Genomic DNA, 16,952 nt, shown 5'->3' on the forward strand with positions numbered 1-16,952 from the left:
TCTGGCGATACTTGCATAAAGCAAAAATTCCATGTTAGTATTTATCTTTTCCGGCGCGGGGTGGAGCAGCATGGTAGCTCGTCGGGCTCATAACCCGAAGGTCGTAGGTTCAAATCCTGCCCCCGCAACCATCACCCGGAACTGCTTAGCAGAATCAAACAAGCCAGCCAATTTGTGCTGGCTTTTTTGTTGCCCGCTATTTTGATCTGCAATCTTGCGCGCGGCGCAGCCCACAGTCAGAACACGCAGGCCAGCCATCAGCGCTATGGCAACAACCCCAGCCCAAGCAAAGGCCACCACAGCAGCCGCAGCACGCATCCGAATCACCATCGTCGCCATCATCGGGTTTTTTTGCATCGGGCCGGAAGCGCACGCAAGCCCGCCGCCCTGGCTCAAACCAGAAACAGCCGCTTTAAAAGCAATTAAAAATGTTGTGTAAGCACACATGCTGATGATGAGTATGTCCGCAAGCCCTATCGGACTGGATTTGAATTGGCGCTCCGGATTGGCGGAACGCGAAAACAGCACAACAACGTTTGGGGCAATAACTGATCGGGGCGACAGGTCTACATTGTCAAATGCCAACATCAAGGCACCAACAGACCACCGCAGGGCTTATCGATTGCCTAAACCTGAAGCAAAGCCAGAAACAGAGAAATTCGTTTTGCCGGGACATCCCGCCTAGTAGGGGAGCCGACTGCTATCAAAGCCAGATGCCAGCCATCAAGAACTGGTCGCTATACAGGAAGCCGCTTGCGCGTTTGAACTTTTTGAAATGCCAGTCCGGCTGAACCTGTAAGCACAGTTCGTATTACACCATTGCGACCAGCAAGACGCAAGAAAATTGAGGATCGTTTTATCCAGCCTTTATGCCCCTTCCAGCGGCAATCGCCAAATATTAATGAAATAAACACGCCACACTATGTACATAATCAAAAACTATGTTATAGTTACTTTTCTGACGCGGGGTGGAGCAGCATGGTAGCTCGTCGGGCTCATAACCCGAAGGTCGTAGGTTCAAATCCTGCCCCCGCAACCAAATTCATTTATCGGCTTCTTGCAGATAAATTTAAAAAAACCGGATTTATTCCGGTTTTTTTTATGCCTGTTATTTTTAAATAGTCCGGCTTCGTCAAAACAATAAACAAGGCGAACCCAAGACAAGCCCCCCCCTTCCTGCAGTAACTCCCATCCCGCCAGTACGCACCCATCTACTTCAAGCACGAAATGTTCTTGACGACCGCAGTCTCACCGTGCGATAAACCTTCCCGTGCGGGTGATTAGCCAGCTTGAGCATGACCAGAACACAGAATAACAAGTCAGCTCCAGCCCCTCTAATCGCGCTTCAAATCCCGCCAATCAGCTTGTTTGTGCGTGAACACAGTGACGCCTCATGGGCGTGGTCTACGCTGCACGCTCACGCCTCACAGCCAAGCTGAGTTTCAAGAAAGACGAAATCCCTTACGAAAGCCAGGCCACCTCTTCTCCAGCGTTGGAGCCAAGTACGTGCCTGCGCGATCCCAGGATGAGTCGTACTTTTTGCAGTCACTCACACCCAAGCAGAATCGGCTGGAGACAGCCGACTAAAGGATCAAGACATGAAACGAGTACCCGCAATCGCAGGGGCCGCTCTGGCCTTACTGATGGCCAGCACCAGCACCTTTGCTGCCACCACCTATTTGACTTGCGAGTTTGCCGACCCGTCGGGCAAGCCCCAGGTTTTCAAATTCGCCCTGAATCAAGAGGCAGGAACATTTGGGGTCTACGTTCCTGCTTCGGGCAGCGAAAGAATGGAGCGAGGCACCTTTGCCGACAACAAGGCCAGCCTGAATGAAGGCGCAATTGCCTGGGAGATTGACTTGGCAAGCGGCACCATCATCCGCGATCGCCGCATGGTAGGCGAAAAAGACCAGGGCAGCTGCAGCGCCATTTCTGCCGAGCGCAGTGGCTTCGAGCAGTAACCCCCCTCCCCGAAAAGACCTGTCTCTGTCCATTTCCCCAGGGGCAATGCAGCTTATCTCTACAGCGCGAAAATGAAGAAACTTACAAGTATTGTGATCCTGGGCGCGATCGGCATTGCCATCGGCGCCTACGCCAGCGGCCAATTCAACACCTGGCTGCCACAGGAAATGAAGGTCGGCACCTCTGGCAGTTCCCTTCTGGGCAATGGTGAAGTGAGCCTGCAAAAGCAGGATATGCAACTGGCCGAGAAACTGCAGCCAGTAATTGCCTGCCTGAATGACGTCGCCAGCCCCTTGAGCCAGCATGCCCAGAAATACATCAAGGAATATCAGAACCTTGTCGCTACCCCCGGCTCCACCCGCATTGCCGCCAGCTTCAAGATCAAGGTGTACGAGCAGAACAACTCCATCTCGCGCGAATGCATCACCCAAATGCGCAATGCCATCGCCATGCCGCCAGCAGACGCTGGACTGGACAAGCCTGGTCAAGTGTTTGCTGACACGCTGGAAAAGCTGATTCCCGTCATGAATGAAGCGGATCTCTATTACAGTCGCAAGGACAATATTGACGACCAGATGAAGAAAGGCCGCGAGCTGGACGAGCAGATCATGCCTCTGTTCATCAGCTTCTTTGATGCGGAAGACACGCTCAGACAAACAGTCTCGGAGCGCAATCACAGTCTGCGGGAAAAACAGCTGGTAGCGATTGAAGAGGCTTACGGCACCGAGAACTTTGCTTGGCACACGCTGAATGTCTCTCTGGCCGCCCGCCGCGCCGTTGATGCCATCAGCACGTTGGCAGAGTCCGAGCAGCTCACTGGCCAGTCCATCGAGAAAATCGAGCAAGCGTATCAAGCCGCCTTCGACAAGGCTGATGCCTTTGCCAAAGCACATCCCGACACCAAAACGCAGCTGGGCAACGCGCCCAAGTGGTTTGCCCTGTCCAGCAACTTCAATACCTTCCTGGTGGGCTTGAAGGATCTGCGCCGAGCCCTGGCATCGGACGCAAAGCAAGCCAATGTGGAGTACCAGCTCTCCAAGCTGGAGAACGACTACAACAGCATGATCAGAAACTACAACATGCTACCCGACGCCTGACGAAACCAGGCTAAGGGCTGCGTTTTCCGTAAGCAGGAGAGCGCAGCCTGCGCACTGGCAATGGCAGACCCCAAGCAAGATGGGGTTGGTCCGGTATTACAGGGCCTCCCGCCACCAGGGCCAAACGCTCATTAGCGCGCCGCGTCATCCTTGCGAAGACCGAAAAACTGCAAACCATCGCGCAGGCGATCACGCAGCCAGACATAGACAGAGGGGACTTCTTGCCCCGTATGGTATCTGGCTTGCACCTTCATGCCAGACATCAATTTACGCACCTGATCCACAGACAAGCCAGACTCCAGACGTGCCGCTGGCCAAGGGGGATCCATTGTCATATTCAACGACAAGCGCCCTTGAGGCGCGGGGAGCTGAGCAATAAATGCCAGCAAGGCATCACGGCTGTCCCGATCCGCCACCGAGTCAGGCATCAACTGCACGGAAGTGCGTGCGGCCAGCAAGGCCTTCTCAATACCGGGGCGCGGGTCTTCGTACATGCTCATGTTCATCACCAACGCAGGCATGATCATGGACTGGATCAGATTCTGATTATCCAGGTACAGATTCAGACTTTTAAGCTCTGCCTGCTCAAGATCATCGGCACCCAAGGGGCGTCCTGCGGCCGACTCAATCCCGAATTGCGCCTGAGCACGAACCTCACGCAGGTACTGACTACGCAGTCGAGCCTGCTCCAAATTCAATTGTGCCGAGGCCGAGTCCCACTTGTACTTGAAAGTAAAATCCATAGGCTTGGCTTGCAGGCGCATTACGTAGTCCTGCCCTGGCAAACGTCCCGTCAGAACATAGATCCCGCTTACTTGTAGATCCATGGAGTCTGGAATAACTTGCCGCTCGGACAAGGATGCCAAGCCTTCATCACGCAAGACCAGCTCATCAAAGGCCAGCAGCATTGACGAAAAACCGGCCGACCATTGTCCGTTCTGAACCAGACAAGCCCCCTCCTGATCCTGCATCTGCAGCTCGTCGCCGGATTGCGGCTGTAAAGCGACATAATTACGCAAATACTCACAAGCAGGACCCGCTTGAGCCGAACCTGCCAGCACCATCCACGTACCCAGCGCCAAGGTAATTTTCTTCATGAATTCCTCTTATTGGGCAAGCGCTGGCAACAATACCAATCAAGCCTTCCCTTTGTATGAAACGCTGGCTAGTATACAAAGCCGTCAGGGTCTATGCCCTAGCCCTGTTTCAAGTTGAGCTTACCGACGTACTCCTTGCCATGGTCAGCACTGAACCGATCCAATTTTCACTTTGCACACAACTGAGTCAGCTCGACGCAGCACACTGGGACGCGCTCTCTGGCCATCACCTGTTGCTCAGTCATGCTTTTCTGACGTCATTGGACGAAGCTGGCTGTGCCATTCCACAGACAGGCTGGTCGCCACATTACCTCTTGATGCATCGTGGACAGACGCTGTGTGGTGCCGTGCCCCTGTATCTGAAGCACCATTCGCGCGGCGAGTATGTGTTTGATCAGGGCTGGGCGCAGGCTTATCAACGCCATGGGCTGGACTATTACCCCAAGCTCCTGTGTGCCATCCCGTTTACACCCGTCAGCGGCCCTCGCCTGCTGGCCCACACCCAGGAGGATCGCGTACTGCTGGCCAGGCAACTGATCCAGCTGACGCGAAGTAATCAGCTGTCCTCTGTGCATGTCCTGTTCCCGAATCCAGAGGACAGGCAAGCTCTGGAGCAGGCGGGCTTCATGATTCGCCACGATGTGCAGTTTCACTGGCAAAACCAGAACTACGCCAGCTACGAGGACTTCCTGGCTTCCCTGACCCAGCAAAAGCGCAAAAAAATGCGACAGGACAGCCGCAAGGTTTACGAGCAGGGGCTGTCCTTTGAGCACAAACAGGGTCAGGAGATTAGCGAGCAGAACCTGGACTACTTTTACCAGTGCTATGCCAATACCTATCAGGAGCGCGGACAACGCCCTTATCTGAATCGGGATTTCTTTGCGCGCCTGCACGAACATCTACCCGACTCTTTGGTACTGATTCTGGCGCAGCAAGATGGGCAAGATGTAGCCTGCGCCCTGTCGCTGCGGGACGGGCATACACTTTATGGACGTTACTGGGGCTGTACTCGATACGTGCCAGGCCTGCATTTCGAGACCTGCTACAACCAGGCAATTCAGTTCTGCATTGCGCAGCAACTGCGTTTCTTTGAAGGCGGTGCTCAAGGGGAGCACAAGCTCTCGCGAGGTTTGCTGCCCACTCCCACCAGCTCGGCGCACTGGATTGCTGACCCCCGCTTTGCCCACGCCATTGAAGAGTTCCTGCATGAAGAAGCGGGCCATGTGGCCCGCTATCAGGAAGCACTAAACAGCCATACCCCGTTTAAAACGCTGGCAAGCTAAAAATCAGTCTTTCTTGTCTTTGCCTGGTGGCGCAAAGGGAAAGACCGAGAACATTTGCCGGGTCTGATCCTGCATTTGGTCCTGCATTTGCACGAACAGATTCTTGCTCTGATCGATATAGCTGTTCATGACGGTTTGCATCACAGGCGCCTGTATGCTCATGAACTGAGCCCAGGCTTCGGGGCCGAACTGACCGCCGTAGACGCCTTTGGACTGTTCAGTCATGCGCTCCTGGATTTCCATGAAGGCCTGAATGTTCTTTTCCAGATACGAGCCCATCACCCCCTGCATGGCATTGCCATAAAAGCGGATGATCTGCATCAGCACCGGAGTGGAGAACATGGGGATACCCCCGCTTTCTTCCTCAAGAATGATCTGCAACAGAATACTGCGCGTCAGGTCCTCGCCGCTTTTGGCATCGACGACCGCGAACTCCTCTCCTGACAGGACCAGTTGCTTGACATCGACCATAGTGATGTAAGCGCTGGCCTGCGTGTCGTACAAGCGACGATTGGGGTATTTCTTGATGAGTCGAGGGGATCCCATGCTGGTGCTTACTTCCTAATCAATAAATCAAAAACACGCGCTATGCACTGCAACAAGCCTTAGCTCATGTGCAAGCCACCGTTCAGGGAGAAATCCGCACCCGTGGCAAAGCCGGAATCACCCGAGGCCAGCCAGGCCACCATGGAGCCAATTTCATCCGGTGTACCCAAACGGCCCACTGGAATGGTCGCCACGATTTTCTCCAGAACGTCGGGGCGAATCGCACGCACCATGTCCGTACCAATATAACCGGGGGAAATAGTATTGACCGTCACCCCCTTATTGGCAACCTCCTGAGCCAGAGCCATGGTAAAGCCGTGGATCCCGGCTTTAGCCGTGGAGTAGTTGGTCTGGCCAAACTGCCCTTTCTGCCCGTTTACTGAGCTGATATTGATGATGCGGCCCCATTGGCGCTCTACCATGCCATCAATGACTTGTTTGGTCACGTTGAACAGGCTGTTCAGGTTGGTGTCAATCACCGCGCGCCAATCTTCCTGACTCATTTTACGGAAGGTGCCGTCGCGTGTAATCCCGGCATTATTGACCAGAACATCCACACGACCAAAATCGGCAAAGACTTTTTTAAAGGTTTCAACGGTCGAGTCCCAGTCTGCTACGTTGCCCACCGAAGCATGAAATGTGTAGCCCAGCTCGGCCTGCTCACCCAACCATTTCTGAAAATCGCGATTGGGGCCGCAGCCTGCAATAACGGTAAAACCGTCTTTGGCCAGACGCTGACAAATGACTGTCCCTATCCCTCCCATACCACCAGTGACGTAAGCTACTTTGCTGCTCATATACTTCTCCTGAAAGGGGTGACAAAGCTCGATCCCTGGGCCGGCCCGGACAATGAAAAAGCCTGGCGTCGGGATAATGGAAGCAGGCAAACCGCCCTGCTCCCGAAACCTGAAAAATTGAAAATTAACTGGCGCGCACTTTCACATAACTGCCGGGCGCATCCTCCAGCACGGGATAACGCGCATGGCCCAGACGACGTTTTGCGCGACGCCGCGTACCCGACAAGGGTGCAAGCCACGCAATCCAATCGGACCACCAGCTACCAGGTACGGACTGAGCCCGCTCCATATACTGCTGGGCATCCAGCGTGGCGACTGGCTCGCCATCTTGCAGCACCCAGTAATTACGGCGCTGCTTGGCAGGCGGATTGATCACGCCTGCGATATGGCCCGAGGCCCCCAGCACAAAACGATGCTGAGCCGCAGGCAGTGCCTGCAAGGACGCATAGGCCGACTGCCAGGGCACGATATGGTCTTCTTTCGAGCCATACAGGTACACAGGCAAATCCAGTTGGCTCAGGTCGGCGCGGTGCGCCCCCACGGGGACACCACCTTTTTGAACCAGACGATTTTCCAGATAGGTATTGCGCAAATACCAGGTAAAGAAAGGACCGGGCAAATGGGTGCCGTCGGAGTTCCAGTACAGCAAGTCAAAGGCAGGTGGTTTTTTACCCTGCAAGTAGTTACTGTTCACATAGTTCCAAACCAGCTCGGCGGGGCGCAGGAAAGAAAAGGTACTGGCCAGCTCACGGGCATTGAGCAATCCGCCCTGCCCCAACTGCCACTCCCGAAACGCAACCTGTGCTTCGTCGATAAAGACATTCAGCATGCCCACGTCGGTGAAATCCAACATGGTGGTCAGCAAGGTCATGGAAGCGGCTGGGTCCTGACCTTTATCGCGTGCCAGTGCCAAAGCGCTGGCCAGCAAGGTGCCACCGATACAAAAGCCCAGCGTATTGATTTTTTCCTGGCCCGACAGCTCCTGGCTGACACGAATCGCCTCCAGCACGCCCTGCTCCAGATAATCCTGCCAACTCAGTGCATGGATATGGGCCGCGTCATTCGGCTGGGGATTGCGCCAGGACATCAGGTATACCGTCAGCCCCTGATCCAGAGCGTGGCGTACAAAGGAATTCTCCGGCTGCAGGTCCAGAATGTAGAACTTGTTGATGCAAGGCGGCACGATCAGCAAGGGCACGGCATGGACCATGCTGGTAGTAGGTGCGTATTGAATCAGTTGAAAAATATCGTTCTGGAACACCACGGCACCGGGGGTGGTACCCACGTTTTGCCCCAGTTGAAACTGGCTTTCATCCGTTTGTGTCAGACGGCCTTTTTGCCAGTCGTCCATAAAATTGGACATCCCTTCCAGCACGGACTGGCCGCCCGTATCCATCATGGTTTGCAGGGCCTGGGGGTTGAGCATCAAATAGTTGCTGGGCGACATGGCCTCGGCCCACTGCATCATGGAAAAGCTCAGGCGCTCACGCTGCGCGGCTTCCAGCTCCATCGAGTCCAGCATCTCGTTCATGGCCTGAACGCTAAGCTGCCAGATATGGGCATTGAACAAGGCGGTGGGATTGCTCTGCCAGGCGGCATCCGCAAACCGGCGATCCTGGGGAGGTGGCAAGGCACCGCGCTGGGCCTGGTCCCACAACTCCTGCCACTGTTGCATATAACGAGCTTGCAGTTCAGCACAGCGGGTGGCATCGATCGGTTTGCCAAAACCTTGAAAAGCTCTGTTGTTACTCGACATCTGCCACCTGTAAACGAATTGCAAATACGCTTAGAGCATGACGTTCGTAACAAAAGCAGTCAATTGGGGTAATTAATTAGGCTGGCACGCCAATAGACGGAATTAAAGATTCCATATCGTATTTAATACGATCAAAAAACCGTTAAAGCAGGTTCAAGCGAGCAATGGTGGCCTGTCGGCCGGTCAAGGGCGAGCGGCGGTAGGAATAAAACAATCCATTCTCTTGAAACGTACACAAGCCACTTAAGTGCACGGTCATTTTTCCAGGGCTTAATTTTTCCAAACGGTGGCGGGCAATACCGGGCAAATCCGCCTGCCATTTTCCAGGACGCTTTCCCTGAATAAAAAAGGCGGCCAATTCCGGCTCATCCTGAACATAGGCATCAAAGACCTCCTGCCCGACTTCGAAGTGCTCCTGACTGATTGCCGGACCAATCCAGGCTTGCCAGGATTGCGCTTGGGGACAACGGGCGGCCATCGCCTGCCAGGTACGCTCCAGGACTCCGGCTTGCAGACCACGCCAACCGGCATGGGCCACACCCAATACCTGAGATTGCTCGTCCCAGATCACCACCGGCAGGCAATCGGCGGTCAGAATGGCCAGGGTACGATCCCGGCGTGTAGTGATGGCAGCATCAAACTCTCTGGGCACGGCAGGCAACACATCCTGATCTGCATCCAGCACATCTGTGCCGTGTACCTGTGCCAGCCAGACTGGCTCCGAAGCCAGGAAGTCCGCCAGCCGCTGGCGATTTACCTGCACCCGCTCCGGATCGTCGCCGGTATTCAGGCCCAGATTCAGGCTGTCACGCTCGTCCTGGCTGACGCCCCCAGCCCGAGTCGTACAGAAATAAAGCAGCCCCGCTTGTTCGGGGCCGCTAACACCAGGAATCAGCTTTGAGTGTGCCATTCAATCGCCTCTGCAACAGACTGATAGTCAGACGGTGGCTCCGCCGAGAAGCGACGGCGCTCGCCCGTATCGGGATCATCAAACTCCAGCACATGGGCATGCAGCATTTGGCGCTGCGCCCCCGCGACAACGCGGCCACCATATAAGGTATCGGCCAGCAGAGGATGCTTGATTGAGCTCAGGTGGACACGAATCTGGTGGGTACGCCCTGTCTCCAGTCGGCAAGCCACCTCGGTCACCGCTTCCTCGCCTGCATAACCCTGACGCAACATTTGATAATGCGTTACAGCATGCTTGGGAGCGACGGACGGCCCAGTACTCATGCGCACTGGCACGCGCAAATCGCGTCCAATCGGCTCATCGACCGAGCCCTGGCCCGGCAAGACGCCATGGACCAACGCCAGATACTGGCGTCCCATGCTACGCTCTTGCAGTTGTCGGACAAAGTGAGTTTGTGCGACTTCCGTGCGGGCCACGACCAGCAAGCCGGAAGTGTCTTTGTCCAACCGGTGTACAACACCGGCACGGGGTACCTGACGCAGATTGGGGAAGCGAAACAGCAAACCATTGAGCAAAGTGCCACGCCAGTTACCCGCGCCAGGATGCGTGACCAGACCCACTGGCTTGTTAACCACCAGCCAGGAGTCGCTTTGAGCCACAATCTCGAAGTCCACGTCATCGGGTTCGAAGGCCATGTCTTCTGGGGCCTGTTGCTCCCAGACCAGCACGGTATCACCGGGGTAAACCGTATGCTTGACCTTGACGGCCTGGCCGTTGACGAGAACATGCCCACTCTCGACCCAGGACTGTAGACGGCTGCGCGAATGCTGTGGCAGTAAACGCGCTAAAGTCTTGTCCAGACGATCGGGAGACGCAGTGATGGGAAGGATAAAACGCAGTGCGTCGGAAGAAACAACACTATCTTTTTCAGTATCTGTGTCAGGCATGGCGACAAATCATATAATTGAGCAGCAATGCTAACACCAAGGACGCTTTTGTGACTCGCCTGAACCTGAACTTGCCACGTATTCGTGGTACCAAGCTGGCCCAAGTAGCCGCATTAATGCTGGCTGCCACTTTGCTTGCTGGCTGCGGCACTACCAAAAAAGAAGTTGACCCCACCTCGGGTTGGACCGCCGAGCGCCTGTATAAAGACGCCCGTGAAGAAATGTCCGCCGGCAACTGGAAAGACGCGCGTACCCGCCTGGAAGCCGTCGAGTCCCGCTACCCCTTTGGCACTTACGCACAGCAATCGCTGATCGACCAGGCCTATATCAACTGGAAAGACGAAGAGCCTGCCAAAGCCCTGGCCGCTATCGACCGCTTCCAGAAGCAGTACCCCAGCCACCCCGGTACCGACTACATGCTGTACCTGAAAGGGCTGATCTCCTTTACGCCTCCTAGCGCTGCCCTGTCTAACATTACCCAACAGGATCCCAGCGAGCGTGACCCCAAAGGTCTGCGCGAATCCTACGAAGCCTTTAACGATCTGCTGCAACGCTACCCCAATAGCCGTTACGCACCGGATGCCGCCAAGCGCTTGACCTGGCTGGTCAGCACCATCGCCCAGAACGAAGTACACGTAGCCGAGTACTACTACAAGCGTGGCGCTTACGTGGCTGCTGTGAACCGTGCGCAAACCGTGATTACGGACTTCAAGGGCGTGCCTATTGCTGAACGCGCGCTGTACTTGATGTACCTGTCCTACGACAAGATGGGTCAAACCGAGCTGCGTGACACCACCAAACGCGTGATGGATCAGAACTTCCCGGACTCCACCTACTTCAAGGACGGTCTGGATGCCAAGGTTAACTACTGGAACCCGATTAACTGGTTCTAAACCTTGAGGCAAAGCAGCATAAAACACAGGCTGCCTTTGTGAAGCGACAATAAAACGCATCACAGAACGCAGTCAAAAAAAGGCCGAATCCCATACAGGATTCGGCCTTTTCAGTTTTCCGGCTTCAAGCTGATATTCCTTACCAGTCTGCTCTGCCCTGCTCATCAAAACAGTAACGACAAGTCAGGTAGCTCCTTAGCCTGCAGCCATCTAAACACACCCCGCCCCCACAGGCCCCAGAGCATCCTGAATATCACCCCACCTTCTTGGCATTGTCCTTTTGCACGCTATACATACGCTCTGCAAAAGCCTTGGCCTTGGCTGGGTCCAGGGGCTGGCCTCCCAGAATCTTCATAGTGTCGTCCAGATACACCATGCGGTCTTCCAGCTCTTCCTGCAGGCCAATCAGGTAATAGCCAATCTGACAAAAGTACGTCGTCCGGGCTCGGGTCTGGGCTTCAATCTCTTCCACACCCATGCGCTGAAAGAAATTGGCCAAGGCATTCATGCAGGCCTTGTCCGCCCGCTCGACGGCTTGACGCACTCGCTCGGAGCGCCTTGCCCAATCCCGCATGGCCATATCCAGGCCCGGCTCAAAACGGGACACGTCCAACCAGGTAGAGAACAGGGACAACATGCCATCTTGCAGATTGTCCACATTCTCCAGCGCCAACATGGTGGAGCGCATATTCTTTTGTTCCCAGAAACCGACCAGCCCATCCAGCAGATCGTCCCTGTCCTTGAAATGCCAATAAAAACTGCCTCGCGTGACGGCCATCACCTGCGCCAGACGAGTGATGCGCACCGCCTCCACGCCTTCCTGCATGAACAGGCGAATGGCCGCCTCCAGCCAATCCGCCCGCGTCAAATGCACATTGGGCTCGGTCAGTACGCCGGCCTGGGCCACACGTTCAATCAATTCCTTATCGCTCATATCGCCTGCTTGTAGAGTCGCTTTAGTCGCCAAAGTATACCGGCGCTCCTCTTATAACAGGCCCAGCATTCGTGGAAACGCCAAGGAAACAGCGGGCACGAAGGTGGTGATCAATTGAATCGGAATAGCCACAAACACGATCATGGCGATGGCCGGGCCAAAGGAACGATGTACCGTCACCTTGCTGATACGGCAGGACATGTACAGCACAGGTGCCATCGGCGGGCTGTTGGAACCCACAATCACCGCACACGCCACAATCGCGGCAAACTGTATCGGATTGACATCGGCCACGCCCACCAAAGGCAGCAGCAAGGGAGCCACCACCACGGTCAAGGACACATCGTCAATAATCATGCCCACCAGAATCAGGAACACATTGACCATCAAGAGAATGCCGATGGGGCTATCCACCAGACCCGTCACAAAGGCGGTCAGGTCCTGAGGCACGCCTTGCGCAACCAAAATACGGCCGATCAGAAAGGAGAACAGCAAGATCAGGATAACGGTGCCCGTAGTCTCTGCCGTGCGAACGAAGCTGTCACGCAGCTTGCCCAGGGTCAGTTCACGATACACAAAGCAGCCGATGCCAATCACCAGCACAACCGCCACCGCCGCAGCTTCCGTGGGTGTGAATACGCCCCCGTAAATACCACCCAGAATCAAGGTGGGAATACACAAGGCGGGCACGGCATAAAGCAAAGTCTTGAGGGAAGAACGACGGGATTTTTCATCAACAGCTTGTGCTGGCAGCTCCTTGAACCAGCGTCCAGCCACCACATAATTGAACAGCGTCAGCCCGACCATCAACAGAATCCCTGGCCCGATCGTGGCTGCAAAACACGCCACTACCGACTGCTGCGTCACCACCGCGAACAGAATCATGGTGATGGACGGCGGAATCAGAATCCCTAGCAAAGAGGAAATCCCCAGCAAGGCCGCCGAGTACTGACGCGGATAACCGCGCTGCTCCATGGGATCGACCAGAATGGTGCCAATGGACGCCACCGCCGCCGAGGCCGTACCCGAAATCGCCCCGAACACCCCGGAAGCCAGCACCATGCTGGCCCCCATGCCACCACGACGATTCTTGACCAGCATCTCGGCAAAGCCCACCAAACGGTGTGCAATCCCGCCTGCCTGCATCAAGTACCCCGCCATGATGAACAAAGGCAAAGCCAGCAGAACCAGGGAGTTCAAGGAACGGAAACCTTGCAACATCAAGGTGTTCAAGTTGACGTCATACACCAGCGTCAACATCAGCAGCGTGCCCGCAAAGGACCAGGCCACTGGCACCCCGACACCTAGCAGGAACAGGAGCAAGAGAACAGAAAATCCAGCATGCATAATCAATGGCCTCCATGGCGCAAGGCCATTAAAGACTGATAAACATCGCGCAAGGCATACATCAGGCTACCGGCGGCGTTCAGACCAATAGCGGCTTGCGGTACCCAGACAGGAATTCCCAGCTCGGCCATCGTGGTCGAGAACCGGGAACCCCACATGAACATGCGCAAGGTCCAATAGGCAAAAGCCACCACAATGATCAGCACCAGTACGGACACGATGAAACGATGGATAGCACGCGCCCGTGGGGTCTTCAAACGATGCGACAGGTAATCCACCACCAAATGCTGACGGGACTGGCTGGCGATCAAGGCCCCCGTCATGTACAGCCAGATCGCCGCCACCATCACAATGGTGTGCACACCGGCTGCCGGCCAATTCAGGTAATAACGTGCGGCCACCACATAGGCCAAACCTGCCGCCACCACAACGCTGGACGCAATGGCCAGCCATTCCAGAGCGATCAGGGTCGGCCCTCGCTTGATCAGAGGGTCCTCACTCACATTCATACTCCCTTGTTCCAAGGTGTTCACTTGAGAGCCGAGGCGTTTTTCTCGATATGGGCCATGATGCTGTCGCCCACTTCAGCGTGCATCGCAGGCCAGACCTTGGCACGCACATGGGTGCCCAAAGCAGCCAGTTGATCCTTGTCGAGCTCAAGGTAGGTTTTACCCAGCGCTTTCCACTTCTCCACAATGGCCGCGTCCGCTACCTGGGCCTTGGAAAACTGATCTTGCATGATGGTGATGGCCGAGGCCTGAATCACTTCCTGCTGCTCGGGCTTCAAGGCTTCCCAGGCTTCCAGGTTCATGGACAGCACGCCGGTAATGAACTGCTGCTTGCTGCGCACGTAGTAATCCAGCGTGTCGCGGAAATACTCGTAGTCGTAGTAAATGACGTTGGCTGCATCGCCATCCACCACGCCGGTCTGAATGGACGTAAACACTTCGCCCCAGTCAATGGCTGCCGTCTGATAACCCATGGCTTGCACGGACTGCTGCATCATGGAGATCGGGGGGACACGTACCTTGATGTTCCTGGCGTCCTCTACCGTCACCGCATGTTTGCCTTTAGTGGCGACGCCATTGAATCCTTCAGGCCAGGCACCGAAGAACTTCAAGCCGTTCTCTTTGTAGATACCGTCCAGCGTTTCATTCAACCAGCCACCGGGCTGGTACGCGGCCAAGGCTTCTTCCCAGGTGGTGAACATGTAGGGCGTGTAGATCACCGCAATGCGCTTGTCGTAGGAAGTCATGGGCCAGTTCAGCATCAACTGCACATCACCGGCTACATGCTGGTCGAACACCTCTTCCTGACCACCCAACTGGTTTTGATAGAAAACGCGTGGCGACACCGCGCCTTGCGTACCCTCCTTGATCAGCGCAGCCCATTTCTCGATTGCATCACCGCTAGGCGAGCCTTGCGCGCCCGAGTCCGTTGCAATGCGCATGGTCTGTGCGGACACGGTGGCCGCGCTCAGGCTGAACATCACCGTCAGCAAGGTCTTGCTCAAAAGCTTCATAACTCCTCCTGGGTATGTCTTTTAAATTTATTGTTCAAACGTCGGCTATCAGGCTTCCGCCCGGTGCCGCCATAACTCCCAGCCCAAACGGGCCCGGACACCCACATCCAGAAACGGACGTGGCGGCAAGGCATCGGGTTGCCCCAAAGCCTGCATATCGGCAATCAAGGGATTGTCCACACCGCAAGCCAGATCGGCGACCAACATGCCGGAAATCGTGCCCTTGGTCAGACCCACCCCGTTCTGACACACCGCGGAATACACATGCGGTGCCACCTGCCCAAAGCCTGGGGAACCATTACGGGACAGGCAGATAAAGCCCGTCCAAGTGTGTTCCATCTCCACGTTCTTCAGATTCGGGAAACGCTCGTCAAACAGGGTTTTGTGCTCAATGCGCACGCGGCGGCGGCTTTCATCATCACTGCGCAAATTGGGCGCGTAAGTCATGTGCTGGCGGATCAGAATGCGTTGGTCATTGGTACGACGCATGGTGATGCCCACAAAGGCATTGGCGGGGGTCAATCCCCAACTGGGCAAACCACCCAGCTCGCGCTGTTCGCTTTCCGTCAGGCAGCGGGTCAGGCTGGCATGAGCGGCCATGGGCATCAGCTTGCCGCTGTAAAAACCGAACTGCTCGGCAAACACGTTCACAGCCAGAATCATCTTGCCGGCACGCACTTTGCCACCGGGTGTTTCCAGCGTGACGCCATCACCTTGCTGCACAGAAAGCACAGGCGTTTTTTCGTAGACGGTAACGTTGGGAGGCATGTTGTCGGCCAGACCACGCGACAGACCCGCCGGGTTCAGCAACACGGTACCGGGGGTATAAATGCCTGTGCGGAAATGCGTGAACCCCAACTTGTCCTGCAAGGCTTTGCCGTCCAGCCATTCGTACGGCTCTTGCAAGGAATCCAGAACCTGACGCGTCGGCTTCAGTGTTTTCTCTACGCCCTCTTGCGAGACCGCAGCGTGGAACTTACCGATGGGACTCCAGTCGCATTCAATGCCGTAACGCTCTACCTGTGTTTTCAGATATGCAATCGCCGTACGTGCCAGGCGCAGATGCGAACGCGCGGCATCCAGCTCGCCCATCGAGCTACCCACGTTGTGGGGGCTATCAATGGCAAAGCCGGAGTTTCGACCTTGAGCACCCTCGCCCACCTGATCCGCTTCCAGTACCACGATGCTGTCACCGGGGCGGTTCTCTGCCAGACGACGGGCGGCGGCCAAACCGGCCAGACCACCACCGACAATCACCCAATCCGCCTGTATGTCTTTAGCCAGGGACGGTTTGGGGGTACGAGGAGTCAGCAGCCGACTCCACCCATTGGTCTTGTCGTTCTCCGGCAAGCGCGTGATTTTCCGGATGCTCATGCGGCCGTCCGTGCGCTAGCCCAGTTGCTGGGATGCAGACAGTAATGAATCAAGGCGGATTCTGTTTCGTAAATCAAGGGTGTGCCAGCAGGCAGCCAGATGCAATCCAGAGGCCCAGCCGTCAACACTCCTTGTGGGGTGTGAATGTTGATGCTGCCTTCAATCACCGTGACCACTTCGTCATACAGGACGGTCCATTCAATCCGTGCCTTGCTCAAGCGGGCATAACCGGCACTTAAAGGCGTACCGTCCTGTTCTCCCACGATCTCGGCCAGTTGTGCCATCTCGGGCTTTTCCTGTCGAGGCTGGAAGGCCAACTCATCAAAACGCATTACCCGCGGCATAGTCTTTTCTGCCGTCATTAGGATCACCAAACACAAGTGGATTTAGAACATACATAGTTGTATGCTGTGATGGTAATGAGCCAGATTTGGGGAGTCAATCTATTGGAGGATGGGGATTACCCTGCGTTCGGCAGTCAAGTGTT

General features: G+C 55.6%; 17 protein-coding genes and 2 tRNA genes. 7 read left to right on the top strand and 12 right to left on the bottom strand.

Going from position 1 to position 16,952, the window contains the following annotated elements; translation table 11 throughout:
• Positions 1–54: 54 nt before the first annotated feature.
• The 5 genes from MID00_RS01705 (at position 55) to MID00_RS01725 (ending at position 3,059) form a co-directional block, all read left to right on the top strand.
• Positions 55–131 (top strand) — tRNA-Met (locus tag MID00_RS01705).
• A 134-nt stretch (positions 132–265) separates the two neighbouring features.
• A complete protein-coding gene (locus tag MID00_RS01710; RefSeq protein WP_254499583.1) occupies positions 266–439 on the top strand; it encodes a hypothetical protein in 174 nt (57 codons plus the stop codon).
• Between the two features lie 523 nt (positions 440–962).
• Positions 963–1,039, top strand: a tRNA-Met gene (locus MID00_RS01715).
• 559 nt (positions 1,040–1,598) lie between these two features.
• A complete protein-coding gene (locus MID00_RS01720) occupies positions 1,599–1,961 on the top strand; it encodes a hypothetical protein (RefSeq protein WP_254499584.1) in 363 nt (120 codons plus the stop codon).
• A 72-nt stretch (positions 1,962–2,033) separates the two neighbouring features.
• Positions 2,034–3,059, top strand: a complete 1,026-nt coding sequence (locus tag MID00_RS01725; protein ID WP_035270781.1) for a DUF3829 domain-containing protein — start codon at positions 2,034–2,036, stop codon at positions 3,057–3,059.
• 131 nt (positions 3,060–3,190) lie between these two features.
• Here MID00_RS01725 and MID00_RS01730 read toward each other — a convergent pair whose 3' ends face one another.
• Positions 3,191–4,156: a hypothetical protein gene (locus tag MID00_RS01730; protein ID WP_254499585.1), complete on the bottom strand. Its 966-nt coding sequence runs from the start codon at positions 4,154–4,156 to the stop codon at positions 3,191–3,193.
• 140 nt (positions 4,157–4,296) lie between these two features.
• Here MID00_RS01730 and MID00_RS01735 point away from each other — a divergent pair, with 140 nt between their 5' ends.
• Positions 4,297–5,439 carry a GNAT family N-acetyltransferase gene (locus tag MID00_RS01735; protein ID WP_254499586.1) on the top strand — a complete coding sequence of 381 codons (1,143 nt, stop codon included), beginning with the start codon at positions 4,297–4,299 and terminating at the stop codon, positions 5,437–5,439.
• Positions 5,440–5,442: 3 nt separating this feature from the next.
• On the opposite strand, the gene phaR is transcribed toward MID00_RS01735, so the two are convergent.
• From phaR to MID00_RS01760, 5 genes are all read right to left on the bottom strand, one after another.
• The gene (gene phaR / locus MID00_RS01740; RefSeq protein ID WP_009457627.1) at positions 5,443–5,985 is read right to left on the bottom strand and encodes a polyhydroxyalkanoate synthesis repressor PhaR; all 543 of its coding nucleotides are present in this window, start codon (positions 5,983–5,985) and stop codon (positions 5,443–5,445) included.
• A 59-nt stretch (positions 5,986–6,044) separates the two neighbouring features.
• Positions 6,045–6,782, bottom strand: a complete 738-nt coding sequence (gene phbB, locus MID00_RS01745; protein ID WP_009457629.1) for an acetoacetyl-CoA reductase — start codon at positions 6,780–6,782, stop codon at positions 6,045–6,047.
• Between the two features lie 124 nt (positions 6,783–6,906).
• A complete protein-coding gene (phaC, locus tag MID00_RS01750) occupies positions 6,907–8,538 on the bottom strand; it encodes an alpha/beta hydrolase (RefSeq protein ID WP_060185736.1) in 1,632 nt (543 codons plus the stop codon).
• Between the two features lie 142 nt (positions 8,539–8,680).
• Entirely contained in the window at positions 8,681–9,448 is a 768-nt protein-coding gene (gene pgeF, locus MID00_RS01755) for a peptidoglycan editing factor PgeF (protein WP_254002824.1), read from the bottom strand.
• Entirely contained in the window at positions 9,430–10,395 is a 966-nt protein-coding gene (locus MID00_RS01760) for an RluA family pseudouridine synthase (protein WP_026484310.1), read from the bottom strand. The genes pgeF and MID00_RS01760 overlap by 19 nt, the downstream gene beginning before the upstream one ends.
• A 95-nt stretch (positions 10,396–10,490) precedes the next feature.
• Here MID00_RS01760 and MID00_RS01765 point away from each other — a divergent pair, with 95 nt between their 5' ends.
• Entirely contained in the window at positions 10,491–11,288 is a 798-nt protein-coding gene (locus tag MID00_RS01765) for an outer membrane protein assembly factor BamD (RefSeq protein WP_026484309.1), read from the top strand.
• A gap of 253 nt (positions 11,289–11,541) precedes the next feature.
• On the opposite strand, the gene MID00_RS01770 is transcribed toward MID00_RS01765, so the two are convergent.
• The 6 genes from MID00_RS01770 to MID00_RS01795 are packed head-to-tail and all read right to left on the bottom strand — an operon-like array spanning position 11,542 to position 16,827.
• Positions 11,542–12,222, bottom strand: coding sequence for a TetR/AcrR family transcriptional regulator (locus tag MID00_RS01770; protein ID WP_250756862.1), 681 nt, complete (start codon positions 12,220–12,222; stop codon positions 11,542–11,544).
• A 51-nt stretch (positions 12,223–12,273) separates the two neighbouring features.
• A complete protein-coding gene (locus MID00_RS01775) occupies positions 12,274–13,569 on the bottom strand; it encodes a TRAP transporter large permease (protein ID WP_250756861.1) in 1,296 nt (431 codons plus the stop codon).
• A 2-nt stretch (positions 13,570–13,571) separates the two neighbouring features.
• A complete protein-coding gene (locus MID00_RS01780) occupies positions 13,572–14,078 on the bottom strand; it encodes a TRAP transporter small permease (RefSeq protein ID WP_009457636.1) in 507 nt (168 codons plus the stop codon).
• A 20-nt stretch (positions 14,079–14,098) separates the two neighbouring features.
• Positions 14,099–15,091, bottom strand: a complete 993-nt coding sequence (dctP, locus tag MID00_RS01785) for a TRAP transporter substrate-binding protein DctP (protein ID WP_250756860.1) — start codon at positions 15,089–15,091, stop codon at positions 14,099–14,101.
• A 48-nt stretch (positions 15,092–15,139) separates the two neighbouring features.
• A complete protein-coding gene (locus tag MID00_RS01790) occupies positions 15,140–16,465 on the bottom strand; it encodes an FAD-binding oxidoreductase (RefSeq protein ID WP_254499587.1) in 1,326 nt (441 codons plus the stop codon).
• On the bottom strand, positions 16,462–16,827 hold the full coding sequence (locus tag MID00_RS01795; protein WP_254499588.1) for an ethanolamine utilization protein EutQ: 366 nt from the start codon (positions 16,825–16,827) through the stop codon (positions 16,462–16,464). The genes MID00_RS01790 and MID00_RS01795 overlap by 4 nt, the downstream gene beginning before the upstream one ends.
• Positions 16,828–16,952: the final 125 nt, after the last annotated feature.

It is taken from the genome of Alcaligenes sp. NLF5-7 (assembly GCF_024266725.1).
Lineage (GTDB): Bacteria > Pseudomonadota > Gammaproteobacteria > Burkholderiales > Burkholderiaceae_B > Alcaligenes > Alcaligenes phenolicus.